The sequence below is a fragment of the Pseudomonas argentinensis genome, from assembly GCF_001839655.2.
GTDB lineage: Bacteria > Pseudomonadota > Gammaproteobacteria > Pseudomonadales > Pseudomonadaceae > Aquipseudomonas > Aquipseudomonas argentinensis_B.
This window is the reverse complement of record NZ_CP056087.1, coordinates 3,304,368-3,324,666: the sequence shown is the minus strand read 5'-3', so window position 1 is coordinate 3,324,666 and position 20,299 is coordinate 3,304,368. Positions and strand designations below refer to the sequence as shown.

24 protein-coding genes and 3 tRNA genes are annotated in these 20,299 nt (G+C 63.5%); 12 read left to right on the top strand and 15 right to left on the bottom strand.

Going from position 1 to position 20,299, the window contains the following annotated elements; genetic code table 11:
* Window positions 1–223 precede the first annotated feature (223 nt).
* On the top strand, window positions 224–670 hold the full coding sequence (gene cadR / locus SA190iCDA_RS14815) for a Cd(II)/Pb(II)-responsive transcriptional regulator (protein ID WP_070888088.1): 447 nt from the start codon (window positions 224–226) through the stop codon (window positions 668–670).
* 69 nt (window positions 671–739) lie between these two features.
* Here the strand turns inward: cadR and SA190iCDA_RS14810 are convergent, their stop codons facing one another.
* Window positions 740–1,108 (bottom strand): glutathione S-transferase N-terminal domain-containing protein, encoded by a 369-nt coding sequence (locus tag SA190iCDA_RS14810; protein WP_070888087.1) that lies wholly within the window; start codon window positions 1,106–1,108, stop codon window positions 740–742.
* Window positions 1,109–1,222: 114 nt separating this feature from the next.
* Here SA190iCDA_RS14810 and SA190iCDA_RS14805 point away from each other — a divergent pair, with 114 nt between their 5' ends.
* A complete protein-coding gene (locus SA190iCDA_RS14805) occupies window positions 1,223–1,456 on the top strand; it encodes a DUF3820 family protein (protein WP_070888086.1) in 234 nt (77 codons plus the stop codon).
* Here the strand turns inward: SA190iCDA_RS14805 and SA190iCDA_RS14800 are convergent, their stop codons facing one another.
* The gene (locus SA190iCDA_RS14800; RefSeq protein WP_070888085.1) at window positions 1,457–2,320 is read right to left on the bottom strand and encodes a universal stress protein; all 864 of its coding nucleotides are present in this window, start codon (window positions 2,318–2,320) and stop codon (window positions 1,457–1,459) included. It lies immediately after the preceding gene.
* Window positions 2,321–2,480: 160 nt separating this feature from the next.
* Between SA190iCDA_RS14800 and SA190iCDA_RS14795 the strand changes: the two genes are divergently transcribed.
* The gene (locus SA190iCDA_RS14795; protein WP_070888084.1) at window positions 2,481–3,155 is read left to right on the top strand and encodes a DUF305 domain-containing protein; all 675 of its coding nucleotides are present in this window, start codon (window positions 2,481–2,483) and stop codon (window positions 3,153–3,155) included.
* 161 nt (window positions 3,156–3,316) lie between these two features.
* Complete coding sequence (locus SA190iCDA_RS14790) at window positions 3,317–3,925, top strand: tRNA-(ms[2]io[6]A)-hydroxylase (protein WP_070888141.1); 609 nt, start codon at window positions 3,317–3,319, stop codon at window positions 3,923–3,925.
* A 51-nt stretch (window positions 3,926–3,976) separates the two neighbouring features.
* Here the strand turns inward: SA190iCDA_RS14790 and lpxH are convergent, their stop codons facing one another.
* Together lpxH and SA190iCDA_RS14780 are read right to left on the bottom strand one after the other, a co-directional pair.
* Window positions 3,977–4,699: a UDP-2,3-diacylglucosamine diphosphatase gene (lpxH, locus tag SA190iCDA_RS14785; RefSeq protein ID WP_070888083.1), complete on the bottom strand. Its 723-nt coding sequence runs from the start codon at window positions 4,697–4,699 to the stop codon at window positions 3,977–3,979.
* Window positions 4,696–5,190, bottom strand: a complete 495-nt coding sequence (locus tag SA190iCDA_RS14780; protein ID WP_070888082.1) for a peptidylprolyl isomerase — start codon at window positions 5,188–5,190, stop codon at window positions 4,696–4,698. Before SA190iCDA_RS14780 ends, lpxH begins: the two co-directional genes overlap by 4 nt.
* A gap of 181 nt (window positions 5,191–5,371) precedes the next feature.
* Here SA190iCDA_RS14780 and SA190iCDA_RS14775 point away from each other — a divergent pair, with 181 nt between their 5' ends.
* The 3 genes from SA190iCDA_RS14775 (at window position 5,372) to SA190iCDA_RS14765 (ending at window position 10,435) form a co-directional block, all read left to right on the top strand.
* Window positions 5,372–7,036, top strand: coding sequence for a glutamine--tRNA ligase/YqeY domain fusion protein (locus tag SA190iCDA_RS14775; RefSeq protein WP_070888081.1), 1,665 nt, complete (start codon window positions 5,372–5,374; stop codon window positions 7,034–7,036).
* Window positions 7,036–8,421, top strand: a complete 1,386-nt coding sequence (gene cysS, locus SA190iCDA_RS14770) for a cysteine--tRNA ligase (RefSeq protein WP_070888080.1) — start codon at window positions 7,036–7,038, stop codon at window positions 8,419–8,421. The genes SA190iCDA_RS14775 and cysS overlap by 1 nt, the downstream gene beginning before the upstream one ends.
* 79 nt (window positions 8,422–8,500) lie before the next feature.
* Entirely contained in the window at window positions 8,501–10,435 is a 1,935-nt protein-coding gene (locus SA190iCDA_RS14765) for a DEAD/DEAH box helicase (RefSeq protein WP_070888079.1), read from the top strand.
* 47 nt (window positions 10,436–10,482) lie between these two features.
* Here SA190iCDA_RS14765 and folD read toward each other — a convergent pair whose 3' ends face one another.
* Window positions 10,483–11,337: a bifunctional methylenetetrahydrofolate dehydrogenase/methenyltetrahydrofolate cyclohydrolase FolD gene (folD, locus tag SA190iCDA_RS14760; RefSeq protein ID WP_070888078.1), complete on the bottom strand. Its 855-nt coding sequence runs from the start codon at window positions 11,335–11,337 to the stop codon at window positions 10,483–10,485.
* A 267-nt stretch (window positions 11,338–11,604) separates the two neighbouring features.
* Here folD and SA190iCDA_RS14755 point away from each other — a divergent pair.
* The 3 genes from SA190iCDA_RS14755 (at window position 11,605) to SA190iCDA_RS14745 (ending at window position 11,942) form a co-directional block, all read left to right on the top strand.
* Window positions 11,605–11,681: transfer RNA gene (locus SA190iCDA_RS14755), tRNA-Arg, on the top strand.
* Between the two features lie 39 nt (window positions 11,682–11,720).
* A tRNA-His gene (locus tag SA190iCDA_RS14750) sits at window positions 11,721–11,796 on the top strand.
* Between the two features lie 61 nt (window positions 11,797–11,857).
* Window positions 11,858–11,942 (top strand) — tRNA-Leu (locus tag SA190iCDA_RS14745).
* Window positions 11,943–12,075: 133 nt separating this feature from the next.
* Here SA190iCDA_RS14745 and SA190iCDA_RS14740 read toward each other — a convergent pair.
* The 8 genes from SA190iCDA_RS14740 to SA190iCDA_RS14705 form a co-directional block, all read right to left on the bottom strand.
* Complete coding sequence (locus SA190iCDA_RS14740) at window positions 12,076–13,242, bottom strand: Arm DNA-binding domain-containing protein (protein WP_070888077.1); 1,167 nt, start codon at window positions 13,240–13,242, stop codon at window positions 12,076–12,078.
* A gap of 108 nt (window positions 13,243–13,350) precedes the next feature.
* Entirely contained in the window at window positions 13,351–13,605 is a 255-nt protein-coding gene (locus SA190iCDA_RS14735; protein WP_070888076.1) for a hypothetical protein, read from the bottom strand.
* Between the two features lie 75 nt (window positions 13,606–13,680).
* Window positions 13,681–14,034, bottom strand: a complete 354-nt coding sequence (locus SA190iCDA_RS14730; protein WP_070888075.1) for a hypothetical protein — start codon at window positions 14,032–14,034, stop codon at window positions 13,681–13,683.
* Window positions 14,035–14,209: 175 nt separating this feature from the next.
* The gene (locus SA190iCDA_RS14725; RefSeq protein WP_070888074.1) at window positions 14,210–15,037 is read right to left on the bottom strand and encodes a hypothetical protein; all 828 of its coding nucleotides are present in this window, start codon (window positions 15,035–15,037) and stop codon (window positions 14,210–14,212) included.
* Between the two features lie 53 nt (window positions 15,038–15,090).
* Window positions 15,091–17,802 (bottom strand): toprim domain-containing protein, encoded by a 2,712-nt coding sequence (locus SA190iCDA_RS14720; protein ID WP_070888140.1) that lies wholly within the window; start codon window positions 17,800–17,802, stop codon window positions 15,091–15,093.
* A 5-nt stretch (window positions 17,803–17,807) separates the two neighbouring features.
* Window positions 17,808–18,038 carry a hypothetical protein gene (locus SA190iCDA_RS14715; RefSeq protein WP_070888073.1) on the bottom strand — a complete coding sequence of 77 codons (231 nt, stop codon included), beginning with the start codon at window positions 18,036–18,038 and terminating at the stop codon, window positions 17,808–17,810.
* 57 nt (window positions 18,039–18,095) lie between these two features.
* A complete protein-coding gene (locus tag SA190iCDA_RS14710) occupies window positions 18,096–18,308 on the bottom strand; it encodes a hypothetical protein (RefSeq protein ID WP_070888072.1) in 213 nt (70 codons plus the stop codon).
* Window positions 18,305–18,556 carry an ogr/Delta-like zinc finger family protein gene (locus SA190iCDA_RS14705; RefSeq protein WP_070888071.1) on the bottom strand — a complete coding sequence of 84 codons (252 nt, stop codon included), beginning with the start codon at window positions 18,554–18,556 and terminating at the stop codon, window positions 18,305–18,307. Before SA190iCDA_RS14705 ends, SA190iCDA_RS14710 begins: the two co-directional genes overlap by 4 nt.
* 214 nt (window positions 18,557–18,770) lie before the next feature.
* Between SA190iCDA_RS14705 and SA190iCDA_RS14700 the strand changes: the two genes are divergently transcribed.
* The gene (locus tag SA190iCDA_RS14700; protein WP_070888070.1) at window positions 18,771–18,995 is read left to right on the top strand and encodes a hypothetical protein; all 225 of its coding nucleotides are present in this window, start codon (window positions 18,771–18,773) and stop codon (window positions 18,993–18,995) included.
* A gap of 162 nt (window positions 18,996–19,157) precedes the next feature.
* On the opposite strand, the gene SA190iCDA_RS14695 is transcribed toward SA190iCDA_RS14700, so the two are convergent.
* Both SA190iCDA_RS14695 and SA190iCDA_RS14690 read right to left on the bottom strand, forming a co-directional pair.
* Window positions 19,158–19,661: a YmfL family putative regulatory protein gene (locus SA190iCDA_RS14695; protein WP_170834003.1), complete on the bottom strand. Its 504-nt coding sequence runs from the start codon at window positions 19,659–19,661 to the stop codon at window positions 19,158–19,160.
* Window positions 19,661–19,873 (bottom strand): DNA-binding protein, encoded by a 213-nt coding sequence (locus tag SA190iCDA_RS14690; protein ID WP_070888068.1) that lies wholly within the window; start codon window positions 19,871–19,873, stop codon window positions 19,661–19,663. The genes SA190iCDA_RS14695 and SA190iCDA_RS14690 overlap by 1 nt, the downstream gene beginning before the upstream one ends.
* Before the next feature lie 86 nt (window positions 19,874–19,959).
* On the opposite strand from SA190iCDA_RS14690, the gene SA190iCDA_RS14685 reads away from it, so the two are divergent.
* Window positions 19,960–20,295, top strand: coding sequence for a helix-turn-helix domain-containing protein (locus tag SA190iCDA_RS14685; protein WP_070888139.1), 336 nt, complete (start codon window positions 19,960–19,962; stop codon window positions 20,293–20,295).
* Window positions 20,296–20,299: the final 4 nt, after the last annotated feature.

The following is a 20,299-nucleotide window of genomic DNA, read 5'->3' as shown; positions in this document are numbered from 1 at the left end:
CGCCTGGCTGGCTGCCGGTTCGCTGATCCCCGCGATCAAATGGCTTGCCGAGGCGCAGCAGGAAGGCGTCGTATCGCTCGCACAGCAGGTCGCCTGAGGGCGTGCAGGTTTCGGCGTACGGTCATGATCACAGCAATTCGACATGGGGGCTCTCCCAACTATCCTGTTGCAGAGTGAACACCCTGTAGCCACTATAGGGTCAAGTACTGGAGGAGAGGTGATCATGAAAATTGGCGAAATGGCGACGATTACCGGCTGCCAGGTCGAAACCATCCGCTATTACGAGCGCGAGGGATTGTTGCCCGCACCCCAGCGTAGCGAAGGCAACTACCGCCTGTACCTGCCGGAGCATGTCGAGCGGCTGACCTTCATCCGTAACTGCCGCACCCTGGACATGACGCTCGACGAGATTCGCGAGCTGCTCAGCCTGCGCGGCCGGCCAGCGGAAAACTGCGAGGCCATCAACACCCTGATCGACGAGCATATCGAGCACGTCAACGGGCGTATTGCCAGCCTGCAGTCGTTGCAGGGGCAGCTGGTCGAGCTGCGCAACAGCTGCCTGGCCGATCGGCGGTCGTCGCCCTGCGCGATCATCCGCCAGCTCAGCACCAGTGACAGCCTGCATGCCGACAAGGATGTATCCCATGTCGGGCGCAGCCATCAGCACTAAGGCGTCTCTACAAGCCTGCGTGTCAGCGCGGTGCTTGCGCGGGGGCTGTTGCAGCCGCCCTAGGGCGCTTCACCCCGCGAAGCGCTGATCCAGGTAGGCGGCAATGGCCTTGGATTCGTACAGCCAGGTGCTCCGGCCATTTTCTTCGATACGCAGGCAGGGCACCTGGATCTTGCCGCCCTGGCTCTCCAGCTCGCTGCGCGAGGTGGCGTCGTTCTTGGCGTCACGCAGGGCAACGGGCACGTTCAGGGTATGCAGCTTGCGGCGAATCTTCACGCAGAAGGGGCAGGCCTTGAACTGATAGAGCGCCAGGTTGGCCGCGGCCTGGTCGACGGCAGCCTGTGCCTCAGGCGAGCGCTTCATCTTCGCCGGACGGGTGGCGAGGTCGCCGAGAACGATCAGCTGGCCGAGGCCCAGGCGCAGTGCCTTGATAATCATGATGAGTACCTATAGAGGTGAACGGCGCGCAGCTTACCCGAGTCGAGCGGCCGGCCCAACCGCCTGGCGGTTGCGGCATAATGGCCCGCCCACGCGAACCTGACGGCTGATGCGATGAAACCCGAAGACCTGAAATTGTTGGTGAGCCGAGAAATGCCCTTTGGCAAATACAAGGGCCGCGTGATCGCCGACCTGCCGGGGCATTACCTGAACTGGTTCGCCCGTGAAGGCTTTCCCAAGGGGGAGATCGGTCAGTTGCTGGCGCTGATGCAGGAGATCGATCACAATGGTTTGTCGTCGTTGCTCGATCCCTTGCGCAGCAAGCCAAGGCAGCCGTTGCGCGAGTGATCAGCGCTCGCTGAGTTGTTGCTCCAGGTGTTCGATGATGCTGTCTGGCTTGAGCACCAGAATGTCGCTTTCCAGGTTGTCGAGAATCACCTCGGCGGTGTTGCCGATCAGCGCACCACTGAAACCCGTGCGCGCCACGGTGCCGATCACCGTGACGGCCGCGCGCAACTGGTGGGCGAAGTGCGGGATCAGTACGTCGGCCGGGCCTTCGGCGATATGCAGGTGCCCGTCATCGATGTCATAGGCCGCCTGAAATGCCCGGCACTGCTGGCGGTAGCTTTCCTCTATGGTGTCGCGCAGCTGGAAGGTCGGATCGGCGGCGGCCAGCACGGGCGATGGATGGGCGCTGAGCACGTGCAGTTCGGCTTTCGCCAGATTGGCGATGTCGAAGCCGTGCTCGACGATGCGGGTGTGCAGCGCGCGATGCTCGCCGTCGACATTGCCCACGTCCACGGCGGCCAGTACCGTGCCGCCGGTCCAGGGCGTCTGGGCTTTCACCAATAGCACCGGGCAGGGGCAGTAGCGCAAGAGCTTCCAGTCGTCGGGGGTCAGCAGAGCTTTTTTCAGCGGGTTGTCTGGCATGTGCTGCTTGATCACCAGGCCGCAGCCCTCGGCCTGCTGCACCGTACTGACCGTTTCATGCAGGCTGCCATGCCATGCCTGTTCGCTGCTGACGCTGTAGCCATCCTGCTGCAGGGCATTGCCGAGCAGGCGCAGGTGGCCGCTGTGTTCGCCCGACTCATCGCAGATCAGCAGGTGCAGATGGGACTGCGTCACCCCAGCGATCAGCTTGGCGCGTTTCAGGGCCAGGGCCTCCGGATGATCCGGCTGGATGACGACGAGAATGCTGCGGACGGCTTGCATGGGGTTTCCTCTGCCTGTGGCTGCCTAGTCACTATAGATGGCCTGTTACGCCTGTGACCCTGGCCCAGTGGATCCGTGCCGCAGCGGCAGGCCACGGCTTGACCTTGCCGTCGTGGCAAGGTGTAGGTTCTGACCTTCCATCAAAGGTCGAGGATCGTCAATGAAAGCCCAAGCCCTAGGTTTATTGTTGTGTGCCGGCACGGCGCTGCTGAGCACCGGCCTGGCCGCCGCGGGGGAAACAGCCGATGGCCATGCCGGCGGGCATGCGGCGCACGGGGCGCCAGCCAAGCCGGCAAAGGCCAGTGCCTCGACGGCCGCCTACCGCGCCGTCAACGACAGGATGCACAAGGCGATGGCGGTCACGCTGACCGGCAGTGCCGACGTGGATTTCATGCGCGGCATGATTCCCCATCATCAGGGCGCCATCGAGATGGCCAGGGTCGTGCTGCAGTATGGCAGCGATGCGAGGGTGCGTGCCTTGGCCAACGAGGTGATCGCCGCCCAGGATCAGGAGATCGACCTGATGAATAAATGGCTGGTCGCCAACGCGGCGAGCTATGAGGCGGCTGTCGATGCCGTTAAGAGCGCTGAAGTGAAGGCTGCATTCGAGGCGGTCAACCACCGCATGCACGGTGCCATGGCCGTCGAGTTCAGCGGTAACGCCGATCAGGACTTCATGCGCGGGATGATTCCTCACCACCAGGGCGCCATCGAGATGGCCAAGGTCGCACTGGCCTACGGCTCCGACCCAGAGGTGCTGAGGCTCGCCAGGCAGGTCATTGCCGCCCAGGAGCAGGAAATCGCCCAGATGAACGCCTGGCTGGAAAACCACTGAGCCGCTCGACCCAGCCACGCCCTGCGCGGGCCGATAGACAGGACGCGCCGCGCTGGCGGCCCTATAATGGCCGGCTTATCGACCCCCAGCTGCCAGAGCCCATAGCCGTGTTGTTTCCAGCCACTGCCCCCGATCAGCCATTGCCCAGCCGCCGCAGCGCCATGCCGAGCCTGCCGGAAATTCACGACTTTCTTGGTTGCCGCACGCCCCAGGCCTGGGTCGAGGCGGCACTGGCCAATCAGGACATCATGCTGATCGACCACAAGAACTGCGAATTCAAGGCCGCCAGCACGGCGCTGAGCCTGATGGCCAAGTACAGCTGCCATGTCGATCTGATCAACATGATGTCGCGCCTGGCCCGTGAGGAACTGGTCCATCACGAGCAGGTGCTGCGTATCATGAAACGCCGCAAGATCGGCCTGCGGCCGGTATCGGCGGCGCGTTATGCCTCGGGCCTGCGCAAGGTGACGCGCAACCACGAACCCTACAAGCTGGTCGACACCCTGGTGGTCGGCGCCTTTATCGAGGCGCGTAGCTGCGAGCGCTTCGAGGCAGTGGTGCCGCATCTGGACGACGAGCTGGGCAAGTTCTACTTCGGGCTGCTGAAGAGCGAGGCGCGGCACTTTCAGGGCTACCTGAAACTGGCCTATCAGTATGGCGATGCGGCCGATGTCGATCAGACCATCGAGCGGGTGAGGGCGGTCGAGCGGGAATTGATCGAATCCCCTGACACTGAGTTTCGCTTTCACAGTGGCGTTCCGCAGGCTTAAACGGGATAACTCCCGGGTATCGCTGCGCTCAACGCCGGGCTGCCTGGTGTTTCAGTCCAGGGCGAAGGCGGTCTGGTTGAAGCCGTTTTCATCGACTTGCAGGGCCCAGCCCTGCTTGTCCCAGTCGCCGAGGACGATTCGCCGCGCCGATTGACCGTCGACCAGCAGCTCATGGACGGCAGGGCGGTGGGTGTGGCCGTGGATCAGCGTCTTCACGCCATAACGTGCCATTACCCGCTGCACTTCATCGGGCGTGACGTCGACGATATCGCTGGCCTTCATGCGCGTCTGTGAACGGCTTTCCGAGCGCAGCCTGCGCGCCAGCTTGTGGCGGGTGTTCAGCGGCAGGTTGCGCAGGATGAACAGGCTCAGCGGGTTGCGCAGCAGGCGGCGCATCTTCTGGTAGCCGATATCCAGGGTGCACAGGCTGTCGCCGTGCATCAGCAGCACCTTTTCGCCCGCTAGTTCAACGGTATGGGGATCGCCGAGCAGGGTGCAGCCGGCCTCGCGGCAAAAGGCCTTGCCAAGCAGAAAGTCGCGGTTGCCGTGCATCAGGTAGATGCGCGTGCCGCTGTCGCTCAAGCGCCGCAGCGCCGCGGCGATGCCGTGCTGGAAAGAGGTCATGGCGTCGTCGCCGATCCACACTTCGAAAAAATCGCCGAGGATGTACAGCGCTGCGGCCTGGCGCGCCCGAGTGTCGAGAAAATGCAAGAACGCCCGGGAAATGTCCGGGCGCTCCTGTTCAAGATGCAGGTCGGAGATCAGCAGGATCACTCGACGATCTCGGCCTTCTCGATGATCACGTCGTCTGCCGGTACGTCCTGGTGGCCGGACTTCATGGTGGTGGATACGCCCTTGATGGCTTCGACCACGTCCATGCCTTCGACCACTTCACCGAACACCGCGTAACCCCAGCCCTGTACGGTCTGCGCGCTGTGGTCGAGGAAGGTGTTGTCGGCAACGTTGATGAAGAACTGCGCGCTGGCCGAATGGGGCTCCATGGTCCGGGCCATGGCAACGGTGCCGGTCTTGTTGGAAAGGCCGTTGTTGGCCTCGTTCTTGATCGGCGAGCGAGTCGGCTTCTGCTTCATGCCCGGCTCGAAACCGCCGCCCTGGATCATGAAATTGCCGATCACGCGGTGGAACACGGTGCCGTCGTAGTGGCCGCTCTTCACGTATTCCTTGAAATTGGCGACGGTTTCTGGCGCCTTGTCTTCGAACAGGTTGAGGGTGATGACGCCGTGGTTGGTGTGCAGCTTGATCATGTGCTTAATCGCTCTGTCGAGAAAATCGCGGGCCGCTTCAGGCTGACCGGGGCATTAATGCTGCTCGAAGGTCAGTGAGCAGGCACCAAGGCCTGTCAGGGGGTTGACAGCTTGGGCTATGATAAGCGCTTTGTTTTAGCCGGCCTACCCTGTGCCGCAATCCGCATGCGCTAAGGACACCATGAGCAAGCCCACCGTCGAAAAAGCCGCCAACTTCCTGCTGCCCATCGTTCAGGCCGACCTGGACGCTGGCAAGCACGCCAAGATCATCACCCGTTTCCCGCCGGAGCCCAACGGCTACCTGCACATCGGCCATGCCAAGTCGATCTGCCTGAACTTCGGCCTGGCCCAGGAATTCGGTGGCGAGTGCAACCTGCGTTTCGACGACACCAACCCGGCCAAGGAAGACCAGGAATACATCGATGCCATCAAGGCCGATGTCCAATGGCTGGGCTTCACCTGGGCCGGCGAGGAGCGTTATGCCTCCAATTACTTCGACCAGTTGCATGACTGGGCCGTCGAGCTGATCAAGGCCGGCAAGGCCTATGTCGACGACCTGACGCCGGACGAGGCGCGCGAATACCGCGGCACCCTGAATACCCCCGGCAAGGACAGCCCGTACCGCGAGCGCAGCGTGGAGGAGAACCTCGACCTGTTCGCCCGCATGAAGGCCGGTGAATTCCCGGACGGCGCCCGTTCCCTGCGTGCCAAGATCGACATGGCCTCGCGCAACATGAACCTGCGCGACCCGATCCTCTACCGCATCCGCCACGCCCATCACCACCAGACCGGCGACAAGTGGTGCATCTACCCGAGCTACGACTTTACCCATGGCCAGTCCGATGCCATCGAAGGCGTGACCCACTCGATCTGCACCCTGGAATTCGAGGATCACCGCCCGCTCTACGAGTGGTTCCTGGCCAACCTGCCGGTGCCGGCGCAGCCGCGTCAGTACGAATTCGCCCGTCTGAACCTGAACTACACCATCACCAGCAAGCGCAAGCTCAAGCAACTGGTCGACGAGAAGCACGTCAACGGCTGGGACGACCCGCGCATGTCGACCCTGTCCGGCTACCGTCGCCGCGGCTACACCCCGGCGTCGATCCGCACCTTCTGCGACATGATCGGCGTCAACCGCGCCGGCGGCCTGGTGGATATCGGCATGCTGGAATTCGCCATCCGCGAAGACCTGGACGCCAACGCCTCGCGCGCCATGTGCGTGCTCAAGCCGCTCAAGGTGGTGATCACCAACTACCCCGAGGGCCAGGTCGAGAACCTGGAGCTGCCGCGCCATCCCAAGCAGGACATGGGCACCCGCGTGCTGCCGTTCAGCCGCGAGATCTACATCGACGCCAGCGACTTCGAGGAAACCCCGCCGGATGGCTACAAACGCCTGATTCCCGGTGGTGAAGTGCGCCTGCGTGGCAGCTACGTGATCCGCGCCCTTGATGCCATCAAGGACGCCGCCGGCAATATCGTCGAACTGCGCTGCTCCTATGACGAGCACACCCTGGGCAAGAACCCGGAAGGCCGCAAGGTCAAGGGCGTGATCCACTGGGTGCCGGCTGCAGGCAGCGTCGAATGCGAAGTGCGTCTGTACGACCGTCTGTTCCGCTCGGCCAACCCGGAGAAGGCCGAAGAGGGCGGCAGCTTCCTCGACAACATCAACCCCGAATCGCTGGTAGTGCTCAGCGGCTGCCGTGCCGAACCATCGCTGGCCAGGGCCGCCGCTGACGACCGCTTCCAGTTCGAGCGCGAGGGCTATTTCTGCCTGGACAAGGATTCGACCGCCGACGCCCTGGTGTTCAACCGTACCGTCACGCTGCGCGATTCGTGGGGTCAGTAATGGCACTGTCGATCTACAACACGCTCAGCAAGGTCAAGGAACCGTTCAAGCCGCTGATCGGTAACAGCGTGCGCATGTATGTGTGCGGCATGACCGTCTACGACTTCTGCCATATCGGTCACGCCCGGGTGATGGTCGCCTTCGACGTGGTCACTCGCTGGCTGCGCCATCGCGGCTATGACGTGACCTACGTGCGCAACATCACCGACATCGACGACAAGATCATCAAGCGTGCCAAGGAGAACGGCGAGCCGTTCGAAGCACTGGTCGAGCGCATGATCGCAGCGATGCATGAAGACGAAGCGCGGCTGAGCGTGCTGCGCCCGGACATCGAGCCGCGTGCCACCGGCCATATCGCCGGCATGCACCAGATGATCCAGACCCTGATCGACAAGGGCTATGCCTACGCGCCCGGCAATGGCGACGTGTACTACCGCGTCACCCGGTTCGAGACCTACGGCAAGCTGTCGCGGCGCAAGATCGACGAATTGAAGATCGGCGCGCGCATCGAGGTCGACGAAATCAAGGAAGACCCGCTGGACTTCGTGCTCTGGAAGGGCGCCAAACCGGGCGAACCGAGTTGGGAGTCGCCCTGGGGCAAGGGCCGGCCGGGCTGGCATATCGAGTGCTCGGTGATGTCCACCTGCTGCCTGGGCGAGACCTTCGACATTCACGGCGGCGGCCCGGATCTGGTGTTCCCGCACCACGAGAACGAAATCGCCCAGAGCGAGGCGGCCACCGGCAAGCAGTACGCCAATGCCTGGATGCACGCCGGCGCGGTGCGCGTGGACGGCGAGAAGATGTCCAAGAGCCTGGGCAACTTCTTCACCATCCGCGAGGTGCTGGAGAAGTATCACCCGGAGGTGGTGCGCTACCTGCTGGTCTCCAGCCACTACCGCAGCCCGATCAACTACTCCGAAGAAAGCCTGCGCGAAGCCAAGGGCGCCCTGGAGCGTTTCTACAACGGCCTCAAGGGCCTGCCGCAGGCTCAGCCTGCCGGTGGCGAGGCCTTCGTCGAGCGCTTCAGCACGGTGATGGACGACGACTTCAACTCGCCGGAAGCCTGCGCCGTGCTGTTCGAGATGATTCGCGAGGTCAACCGCCTGCGTGAATCCGACCTGCAGGCGGCTGCTGGCCTGGCCGCTCAGCTCAAGGCGCTGGCCGGTCTGCTTGGCGTGCTGCAGCTCGAGCCTGAGGCATTCCTTCAGGCCGGTGCTGCCGGCAAGGTCGATGCAGCCGAAGTCGAGGCCCTTATTGCCGCACGCCTGCAGGCACGGGCCGAGAAGAACTGGACGGAAAGCGACCGCATCCGCGATCAGCTCACTGCGCTCGGTGTGGTGCTCGAAGATGGCAAGGGCGGCACCACCTGGCGCCTCGCCGAGTAATCGCCCACCTCGATGAAAAGGCCGCTGATGCGGCCTTTTCATTTCCAGAAGCACATACCGAAAACGCCACGGAAACCCCATGTTGACCCGCTACAAAGTGCTGCTCTCCAACACCCTGGCTCGTTACTTCCCGCGTACCGCGGCGTACCTTGAGGCCGAGAAGCATGCCGCCGCCGAGCGCGCAAAGGCAGCGGCGAAAAAACCGGCAGCGAAGAAAATGCCTGCAGCGGCAAGGCGCGGAGCCAAGGGAGCGCAGGCTGGCAAAAACAAAGGAGAGCCAGCCCCAAAAAAGCCGGTAAGGCGCGCTAGCGCCGGTATCTACTCGGCGGCGGCAATCAAGGTAACGGCAGCCCAGGAACAGGCGATGCGCGAGACGGTGGCGCGGGCTGTTGCGGCTGGCGTCATCGGCGCGCCGTCCGACGAGCAGTGGGCGATGATCCTCTGTCGCCAGCCGCTGACCCGCATCTTCGCCGGGGCCGGCTCAGGCAAGTCGACGACCCTGGTGCTGCGGGTGGTGTTCATGCTCTGCCACCTGAATGTCGAGCCTGAGCGGCTGACGGTGATTTCCTTCACCAACGCCTCCTGCGCCGAGCTGCGCGAACGACTGGTCAAGGTGCTCGAGTTCTGGCAGTCACCCGTCGATGTGCAGGCGGTCCGCCAACGCGTACGCACCTTCCATTCGGCCATGGGCGTACTGGCGCGCCCGGTGCTGGGCAATCCCGCCTGGTTCGAGCAGCTGGGCGACAAGCAGGCATTGGCGAACGAGCCGGACAACCCCCTGGCCGGCGGGCGCCTGGGGCCTGCGCAAACGCGTTTGCTCAAGGACGCCTACCAGGCCTGCTACGCCGCTGATCCGGCGTTTCGCGGCTGGGTTCACGAGCTACTCGGTTCCCCGCCGCCCGATCCGCAAAAGACGCTGCCCAAGGCGCCGATGCAACCTTTCAGGTTGCCGGGCGAGCTGCATGCTGCGCCCTTGTTCGAGGTGTTTTACGGGCAGGCGGGCTTTATCGAAAGCATCGGCATTGGTATCGAGCAGATGAGGGTGGCGGCGCTGGCCTGCTCACCAGTCGAACGGACCTTCCTGCTGGCACTGCAGGCGTTCTGGCAGGCCTTCGGTCAGCAGCTGAGCCAGCAGGGACTGATGACCTTCAATGGTGCCTTCCAACAACTCACGCAGCGGCTCCATGAGGGCGATGCGCGTCTGGATGCAGCGATGCTGCAGGGCTTTTCCCATCTGCTGATCGACGAGTTCCAGGACGTCTCACCGCAGATCGTGCAGTGGTTGCAGGCGCTGCACCGGCGGTTGGCCGGCATGGGCGTCGCGGTCAGCCTGATGGCCATCGGCGACGACTGGCAGTCGATCTACGGCTGGCGCGGCAGTTCACCCGAGCTGTTCATGGCCTTCGACCGGCACTTCCCGAGCAAAGGCAGGGGCAAGAGTGCGGTGCTGATGCTGCAGGCCAACTATCGCTGCATCGAGCCGGTGATCCGCGATGCCGAATCCATACTCGGCGAGGTGGCCTTCAAGCAGGACAAGGCGACCGCGGCGATCCGCAGTGCACCGCCAGGCAGTCACGGGGTGAGGCTGGTAACGCCGTTCGAGCTGGCCCGTGATATGGCCGAACTGCACAGGCAGATCGCGGCGCAATGCGACTATGCCCGCGACATCGACTCCGGGGAGCGCACGGCCGTGCTGCTGCTGGGGCGGCGCAACGACACCCTGAAAGACATCCAGGCGGGGCTCGACCGCAAGCTGCCGGTCAAGGCCTATACCATCCACCGCGCCAAGGGGCTGCAGGCCGAGGTGGCGATCATCGTCGACGACTGCCTGCCAACCACGCCCCATCCGCTGCGTAATGCGCTGTACGCCTACTGCGGTTTCTTCGCCAACAGCTATGACCAGGCGATGGCGGACGAAAGCCTGCGCCTGGGTTATGTGGCCGTTACCCGGGGCGTCAGCCGGGTCCTGTGGTTCGTGCGCAAGCCCCAGGGCGCCACCCGCTCGCTGGGCTGAATGAAAACGGCGCCCCGTGGGCGCCGTTACCTGTCGCTGCAGAACCCTCAGGCATGCAGGTGTTCCGCGGCATGCAGGGTGTTTTCCAGCAGGCAGGCGCGGGTCATCGGGCCGACACCGCCGGGCACCGGGGTGATCCAGCCGGCGCGGGGCAGGGCGGTTTCATAGACCACGTCGCCGATCAGCTTGCCGTCGGCCTGCCGGTTGATACCGACGTCGATGACGATCGCGCCTTCCTTGATCCACTCGCCCTTGACCAGGCCCGGTTTGCCGGCGGCAACCACGACGATATCGGCCTGGGCCACATGGCCGGCCAGGTCCTTGGTGAAGCGGTGAGTGACCGTCACGGTGCAGCCGCCCAGCAGCAGTTCCATGGCCATCGGCCGGCCAACGATGTTCGAGGCACCCACCACCACGGCGTGCATGCCATAGAGATCCTGGCCGGTGCTGGCCAGCAGGGTCATGATGCCCTTGGGGGTGCAGGGGCGCAGCAGTGGCATGCGCTGGGCCAGGCGGCCGATGTTATAAGGATGGAAACCGTCCACGTCCTTGTCCGGGCGAATACGCTCGAGCAGCAGCGAAGCGTCGAGGTGGGCCGGCAGCGGCAACTGCAGCAGGATGCCGTCGATGCTGGCATCTTCGTTCAGCGAGTCGATCAGGTCGCGCAATTCGTCCTGGCTGGTTTCGGCGCCCAGGTCATAGGCACGTGAGATGAAGCCGACTTCCTCGCAATCCTTGCGCTTGTGCGCGACGTAAACCTGAGAGGCGGGGTCGCTGCCGACCAGGATCACTGCCAGGCCGGGGGCGCGCAGCCCCTGCTCGCGTCGTTCGGCGACGCGCTGGGCGATCTGCTGGCGGATATTGGCGGCAATCGCTTTGCCATCTATCAGTTGTGCGGTCATTGCGCTTGGTTAACCATCGAAAGGGAGAAAAAAGGACGCGCATTCTCGCATGGCATTAAGGAAGGGCAAAGGCGGGAGAGCGCAGATTTGGTGTAACTCCTTTATCTAACTGAATTTTTTTCGATTCGGGTGTTGACGCCTCAGGGACGCCTCTATAAGATGCGCACCACTTGGCGAGCACAGCAAGTGACAGGGTAAAGTGGCAAAGGCAGCAACGAAAGTAGCCGCACTAGCCGAAGCTTGAAGTCTGCTCTGGTGGATGGATAAGTGCCCGTAGCTCAGCTGGATAGAGCATCCGCCTTCTAAGCGGATGGTCGCAGGTTCGAGTCCTGCCGGGTGCGCCACTAGGTGTGTCGGCACAAGTGAAGCAGCAAAGCAATATGGTGGGCGTAGCTCAGTTGGTAGAGCACAGGATTGTGGCTCCTGGTGTCGAGGGTTCGATCCCCTTCGTCCACCCCATATTCTGAAAGCGCCAGGCCCTTAAAAGCCTGGCGTTTTTGTTTGTAAAACGCATTACCACGCGGACGTGGTGGAATTGGTAGACACACTGGATTTAGGTTCCAGCGCCGCAAGGCGTGAGAGTTCGAGTCTCTCCGTCCGCACCATGTAAGTGGCTGATTTCAAAGGGCTGTAGACCGATCCACCCTAAATTGGGAACGGATTTGGGAACACTTTGGGAATGGCGAACGAAAAAGGCAGCCTGCGAGGGCTGCCTTTTGTCGTTTCTGGCGGGGTGATTTACAGCTCCAGGGCGCGCTCCAGGATGCCGATCATGTCGGCGCCGTCGCGATTGATCCATTTGCCGTAGTGGCGCCAGATCATCGCGGCCGACGTGTGGCCCATTTGCTCGGCGATCCAGTCCACCGGCACCGCGCCGGTGCTTAGCAGCTGGCTGGCATACGTGTGCCGGCAGTTGTTCGGCCCGCGATAGCGCACACCCACCGCATGCAGGTGGGGCTTCCAGAAGCCTTTGAGCAGCATGTCCGAGCTGGAGTGAGCGGCGCCGGTGGTTGTGCAGTGGAAGACGAACCGCACCGTCTGTCGCTTCTTCGTCTTGTTGTCCCGGTCGGTGACCTCGATTTCCACCGGCCGAACCTTTTCCGTGAACCTGCGCTGGGCCTCCAGTGCCTCCATTGCCGGCCGCAGCAGGCGCACCTCACGTGTTGATCGCCGGGTTTTCGTCACCTTGTAATGGCCGCGCACCTGGGAGCGCCGAAACTTCACCGTGCCGTTCTTCAGGTCTACGTCCTCCCAGGCGAGCGAGATGGCCTCTGACACCCTTGGGCCTGCCCAGATCATGAACTGAGCCAGATTCAGCTCCTGCTGCCGCTCTGAGGGGCCTTGCAGGATGTCCCTGATCTCGCTGCGCGTGAAAGGGTCGGCTTCGTCTGGGTCGGGCAGGCGAACGGTCAGGCCTTCGGTTGGGTCGTGGGCTGATCGGTTGCGGGTGCGGTAGATCACATACACCTGCCGCATGATGTTCAGGATCTCCCGGACCGTCTTGTTATGCAGCTTGGGCAGCAGCTCCTTCTGCACCCACGCCTGCAGATCCAGATGGTCGATCATGTCGGCCTGGTGCGAACCCCAGCGCGGGCGAATGTGGTTTTCGAGCTTGCTCTTGTAGGTGCGGAAGCCGGACGGCGCCATTTCGTTGCGCTTGATATCCAGCCACAGGTCGAGGAAATGCCCCAGGGTGTTGCCCACCAGCCTGGGTGAGTTGGGGAAATGCCGAGCGTAGCTGAAGGTGCCCGCCGCGATTTCGTAGTTGATGATGCCCACCAGGCGTTCAGCGTTTGCTATCACTGCCTTGGTCGCGGTACCGGGGATTGGCTCACGGCAGAGCTCGCCCTCGTACCGAAAATACACACGCACGCGATTGCCGCGTACTTCAACGCCATCTGCCATTGCTGCCTCGGGAAAAGCCGAAAAGCCCAGTCTATGAGCCGCAAATGAGTGCGGCCCGTTGCCGGGCCTAGAATGAATTTGACGCTGTTCTAGCCGCGATACGGATAGCTAGCGCGCATAACGGCGGCGCTCCTGCTTGGCCTGTTTCTTCGCGGCTTGCTCGGCCATGTGGGTTTGCCAGTAGGCGTCTTTCATCTTCTGGCGGATGCGGCTGCACTTGGCGTGTTTGCGGGTGGAGCGGGCTTTGCCGCAGATGTCGCAGATGCTGGACATATCCAGGCGGCTGCCGGCGAGAGGGGGCCTGGTGCGGGCTGGTGGTGTGATAGGCTCTGCGCCGCCGCCTTGGGGTTGATGTGCTTGCATGGTGCTTCTCCTTTGGGGTGGTTGGCGTCGGGGGTTGCAGCCCCCGGCGCCGCTCTTTTTCCGGCCTTGCCGGTGTCAGCTGATGCGGTATTGCTTGCCGTCCTCGATCACGTAGAAATCCACGTCCTTCTTGCGGTACACGCCGCCCACGCCGCCGTGCACGATGTAGTCGCCGTAGGGCGCCGCAGCCACGCGCACGGGGAACAACTTGTCGCCCTGGTGAGCGTACTCGCTCGATTTCTTGATCACCGCGTAAAGCTGCTGGCCGTAGGGGCGGCAGCCGTCCGGGCCGTGTGCCGCTTCGAAGCCGAGCCAGGCAGCTCGGGTTTCGACGTTGTAAAACTGCTGGTCTGCAGGGTTGCGTTGCAGGTCGTAGCCGCGGGGCTTGGCCCAGTCCTCAAAGGCCATGGCCAGTTCCAGGTTGAGCATGTTGCTTCTCCTTCGGGTGATGCCCAGGCGTTGCAGCGCCTGGGCGGTTGGGTCAGTGGGTGAGGGCCAGCAGCAGGTCCGGGGCGGCGTTGGCGCCGGCGGCGAGCAGCAGCAGGGCGATGCCGCTGCCGATCAGGGTGGCGATGACGCTGGTTGGGGTTTCGTCGTTCATGGCTCAGTCCTCGATCGGGCCGCGGGTGCGGCCGACGGTGTGCCAGGCCATGCGGCGCACCTCGGCCTTAGCGGATTCGAGGGCGGCGGCGGGGACGTGGAACAGGGTGTCGAGGAAGTCGAGCAGGGCGATCAGCTGGGCGTGGTTGCGGGCGTCGCGGATGGTGAGCTGCGCGTTCACCTGGTCGGCCAGCTCGAAGGCCAGGGCTTCGGCCTTGCCCATGCAGAAGACGGCCATGTCCTGGTACTGCTGCACCTTGGTCAGGAACTCGGTAAGGTCGCTGATGTGCAGCGCGTACAGCGCCTCTACCGCGGCCTGGTTGTCAGCGGTGCGTGCCGAGCTATCCAGATCCAGCGCGACGGAGCGCGAGCGAAGCACCGGGCTGTTGCCGCCGACCACGGCCAGCGCGCCCCGGAAGGTGACTTCCCTCAATTCTGGTTCGCCCATGACCGCCCACCTGCGCAGCACGGTACCCGCCTCATAGCAGGCGGCGAATGGTGGCTCGTATGCCGGGGCTGCACGCTCGGACTCGTCGACGACGACAGGGCGGTTGACCGCCTTGGCCAGGTTGCTGATCAGTGCGGCAAAGGTCGCGTTGGCCTGGAAGATGGTGTCTGCCGGCTCGCCGGACAGCCGCCACAGGTTGCTGACTAGGGTGGACTTGCCACAACCAGCGCCGCCCTGCAGGTGCAGGATGGGATAGGTGCCCTGCAGGTTACGAATACGCTCGGCGTGGTAGGCGCCGGCCCACCAGGCCAGGGCGACGAGGCCCTTGGCGCCGAATGCGGTGGTGAACAGCTCCAGCCATTGCGGGGTTTGTTGGTTTTGCATGGTGCTTCTCCTTTGGGGTTGAGTGCCTGGGCGTTGCAGCGCCTGGGCGGGGGTTATGCCTTGAAGACCCAGCACTTCACGGTGCAGGGGCGTGGGGACATGGGGTTACGGCTGTTGAAAGCGGCGCGTACGGCGCTGTCGACGGCGCGGTTAGGGTCGAGGCAGGGGCGTGAGCGGCTGAGCTTGAGCAGGGTGCGCAGGGTGGCCACGTCGGCCAGCTTCTGTTTGTGCTCGGCGGCGCGCTCGGCGAATTCGTTGAGGTTGATGGCGATCACGTCCGGCTTCTTGCTGTGGTTCACCACCGGGTCATCGCTGAGCGACTGTAGGTAGTCGTACACGTCCCAGAAGGTGCGCACTTCGTCCGGGTCGGCGTTGATGGCGCCCTGGCGGTCCAGCGCCATGACCAGCAGTTCTTCGCGGGTGGTGCGTAGCTGCTCGTCGGTGATGGGCACCACCAGGCGCAGGGCATCGAGCAGGGCGAGCATCTGTGCGTGGTTCTTGATGATTCGCTCCACACGGATCTCGCGCATGGCGCGCAGCGTCTGCTCGTGCACCTTCACCTGCTCGCGGAATACCTCCAGCACCTTCTGCTCGGCCTTGGTGGCCAGCAGCAGGAAGTGGCTCACGTCGCTGGCCTGCAGGTGGTTGAGGTTGTCCGCCGCGGCGCGGCTGGCACTGGTGACGGTGGGCCGCATGAAGTGCAGCTTCACGATGCGCGTGAGGATCGCCTCGGACGCAGCCACCGTGGCGTTCTGGCTGAACACCAGGGAGGCGCGGAAGGGCGGCGCGTTGGTGTCGTTGCCGCCGTTCTTCACACCGGTCAGGCCCAGCCCGCGCCCGTTAAACAGCGGCTTGAACTGGTCGAAGTCGAAGGCTTTGCCCTGGCCACCCTCCGGGTCGCTGCGGTCCGCCTCGAGCACCACCACCGGCATGTTGGCCGTTTGGCTCAGCCAGCGGCGCAGGCCGGCTTTGGTCATCTTGAGCGGGTCGTCGCCTTCTTCGTCCTGCCGGCCGAGCAGCTTCCAGAGGAACATCAGCAGCGTGGACTTGCCCGCGCCGGCCTCGCCGGTCACCTCCAGGAACGGGAAGGACTGAAACTCCGCGCGGATCTGCTCAGCGAACAGCGAGCCGAACCAGTAGGTCAGCGCAACCAGGCCCTGGGCGCCAAAGCACAGCCACAGCCAGTCGAGCCACTCGGTGCGGTAGTCGTGGGCGTCGCCGTTGATCTCCATGCGGATCGACTTCTGCAGCGTTTTCAGGCGCAGCTTCTTGAACTCGAAGTAATCCTCGGCATTCACCCGCTCCACCTGGCCGCTGCGCACGGCCAGGTCGCCAAACACGTAGCAGCCATGTTCCTTGCTGTAGCCCACGTAATCGATGGTCTGCACGGTTTTCAGGCCGAACAGCTGGTCGCGCATGATCTTGTCGAGCTGGGCGCCGCTGCCGGTGAACACCGCGCCGGCGGCCATGCCCAGCAGGCGCTTCTTGAACTCGCTGGCGGCCGCCACCTGGCCGCCGGTGAAGGTGTTGCGCACGGTGGGTTCGTCGTGCGGGAAATCGACGCGGAAGTAGTACCAGGATTCGTCCGTGACCTCGTTGCGCTGGAAATACAGCGCCTCGGGGTAGCAGTTGGCGATTTCCACCACGCCGCCGCACTGGCGCAGCGCCTTCTCGCGGCGCTGCTTGTCGTTGAGCAGCTGGTCCTCGTGGCGGTCCGAGCCCTCCAGCTGCTGCATGGCCTTGTTGAATTTCTCCAGGTCCATCTTGAACCAGTACAGGCGGTTCTCGAAGGCGAAGTGAAATTCGTAGCGCTCACGCCATTCGTACATGAGCACGCCTTTCTCGGCGGCGGTTTCGGCCAGCAGCAGGGAGCCGTGGTAAAGGGCCTCCTCGATATCGCGGTGGAAGCGGTCCGCACGCTGCTCGGCGTTGTCGATGAATTGCCAGCGCTGGTGCAGGTCGTTCCAGTCCACCTTGCGGTCACGCTGCGGGATCTGCGCCGCGTTGCAGCTGTAACCCAGCTCGCGGGCCATGGCAGCGTGCTTGCGGATGTAGCGGCGTGCGCCGGGCTCGTTGTCCAGCGCCCACACCAGCGTTGGCAGCTTGCCGCCGCGGTTGCGGGCCAGCGCCTTGAGCGCCTCGGCCGGGAAGGCGCCCGAACTCATGGCCGATACGGCAGCGATGCCATGGTGGGTGAGGGCGATGGCGTCGAAGATGCCCTCGACGATCCACAGCTCCTTCACCGTGAACAGATCCACGCTCGGCGGGCACCACCAGTAGCCCTTGGGCGACTTGCCTGGGGCGAAGCGCGCCTTTTGCTTGCCGAAGCGGTGCGGGCGGTCGATCAGCCGTTCCCAGTAGCCGCCGTGCTCCAGGGCAAAACGCACCGTTGCGCTGCCGGCGTTGGCATCGCGGCTCCAGAAATTCTCCTGGGTGTACCAGCCCTTGATCAGTGCGAGGTCGAAGCCGCGGGCGAACTGCAGGTAGCTGTCGGCCGAGGCGTTGGGCGCGGCATCGGTGGCCGGCGCACGGGTGCTCCAGTCGTCGAACAGATCCTCGTACAGCTCCTTGATGTGCCACTGCTCGCCGCACTTGCTCTCGCGGCCGCACTTGATGAACCACGGCTCGTCGCTGCGTGAATACAGCTCCCGCTTGCCGCAGCTTGGGCACACGCCCTTGCGCAGGTACTTGGTGCCTTTCGCCGGCTGCAGGTTGTATTCGGTTTCCAGCCGGCGCAGCACCTCGGCGCGTACAGCGTTGTCCATCGCCTTCACGCGCGTTTCTCCACTTGGCTCAGCGCAAGCTGCAGCACGCCGATGGTTTGCTTGTGGCCGGCGAGGGCGGGGTAGTCCTGCAGGATGCGCGCGCTACGCAGGCCGGCAGGCACGTCGCGGTAGCGATCGTCATACCAGTGCTGCTGGAAGCCCTCACGCAGCTCGCTACGCAGGCGCTGCAGCCAGGCCTCGGCGATGGGTTGGGTCAGCTCGATGTGTACGTGCATGGCGTGCTCCGGGCGCAACTTGCCCAAACCCACGGCGTGGGCTGGGTGAAAACGGGGTTATCGGGTGTGTTGGCTCAGTGCCAGGTGCGCCAGGCGCGGTGCCAGGAACAAGGGCACCTCCAGGGCATGCACCAGGTGCAGGCAGGTGCGCTCGAACAACTGCGGGTCGCCGCTCAGGTGCTCGGCCTGGTGCTGCTCGATAAAGGCCTGGGCGCAGCCCTGCATGCGGGTGCGGTAGTCGGTGGCGTCGACGTGTTCGAGCTGGGTCATACCGCTTCCTCCAGTGCTGCAAGCAGGTCCATCTGGTTGGTGGCCTTGGCGTTGTCGCGCAGGGCCTTCATGCGCTCCACCGCCGGGGCGACCGGCAGCACCATCAGCGGCTGTTCAAGGCCGGACGGGCTGAGCTGGTAATCGATCGTTACCGAGCCGCTGAACGTTGCGCCGCAGGCCACGTTCTGGCACTGGTAATACGTGGAGCGGAAGCAAGGTGTTTGCCCCACGCTGGTTCGGATGCGCATGCTCCCGTGGCATGCCGGGCATACCAGTTTGTACGTACTCAAGCTGTCTCCCCGCCGCTAGTCGCGGCACCGGCTGGGCCGGTTCAATGGCGACGCATCCAGCGCCTGATTCGTGTCCTGTTGCCTGCCCTGGTTTCCCCAGGGTCAAGCGGTTACCGCTCGCGCCGGCCTGTGATATTCATGTGCGCCCTTCAAACGCAGATAAGGAATTCACATGACCAAACCGCTGATTAAAGAACTGGATGTATTTGCCCGTGGTGCTCTGATCGACGAGTACCTGGCCATGGCCTACAACGTCGAGCAGTCGCTCATTGCTGCAGGCGGTGTGCCCGGCAAGGACTACACACTCCTGGATCTGTACAAGCTGGCGCAGCCTCTGGTGATCGAACTGTTCCGCGATGACAGCAGGCAGATGGAGTACGACATTCCGCAGCGGTGACCCGCCTGGCTACTGCTACGCGATGGTGAAAGCCCGCCTCGGTTTCAAGCGGTGAGCGGATGGCATCACTCGGGATGTCCATTTCAATCCTGTCCCCGCGCTTGTTGCTCTTGAGCACGGTGTAGGTGTCAGCTGGGGCGTCAGGGCTGCGCGGTTGCACGGTCATGGTTGGCTTCCTTTGCTGTGCAGCACGATCACGGCGGTGACTTCGCTATGGCGTGCGGCGATGTGTTGGCGGTGGGCGGCGAGGATGGCTTGCACCTCGGCTTCGCAGATAACGCCGTCGTCCAGGGATTTGGCGATCAGCTGGTCGACCATGCCGCGCAGCTGGCTGGTGCTCAGGCCTCGGGCGTAAAGGTCCAGGTTGTCCAGCTCGCCCTGCTCGGGCATGGGCACGAACACACCGCCGTAGAGGTGGCAGATGTAATCCGGCAGGTGAGCGGTGCCGGCCTGCTGCTCGAGCTGGAGCACCTGGGCGTCGGTCAGCGGCTGGCTGCCGGCGTTCTCGTACAGGTGGTTGTCCAGCTTCTTGAGGGGCAGGCCCAGGCGGGCAGCGGCGGACTCACGGCCGCCCGGGAACGCGGCGATTACCGCGCTCATGACCTGGCGGCGTGTTTCTAGAACGGGAGCGGGGCGCTTCTGGTTTTTGCTCGGGGTGGTAGCCATTACTGTTCCACCTCACCGGCCTTGATGCCCAGCAGTACAGCGGCCCGGTGCGAGACACCGCGCAGGCACTTCTTCTGCCCATTGAGCACCGCGTAGACGGTGCTGGGCGTGAAGTCGTTCTGCTCGGCCCATTCCTTTGCAGTCAGTCCAAGCTTTTGCAGCCGCTCGCGCGCTGCTTTGCACGCTTGCTCAGTGGGGTAGGCGTTCGGCATAGTGCAGATTCGTGTGATTTCGTGTGATGACAGGCTCAGATTATTCAACGAATGTTGAAGTGTCAACGCCTTAAGGGGTCGTTTTGTTGAATATCGGTGATCGGCTGAGGGAAGAGCGTGTCCGCTTGGGCTTCAACCAGGCAGATTTCGCGGCTGTTGCCGGTGTGGCCAAGACATCGCAGTTCAACTACGAGAAGGGCGAGCGCAGTCCAGATGCTGAGTACCTGGCTGCCATAGCTGAAAAAGGCGTAGACGTGCTCTACGTCATAGCAGGCCGGCGCACACCCGCGGCCGCCGATGCGATCAGCGAAGCCGAAGCTGATCTGTTGGTGTGCTTCAGACAGTTATCTGATGAAGAGCAGAAGCACACTCGGAAAATGATCAGCGCGTTAGCATCAACAGCTCAGCCTAAAGATAAATAGCTAT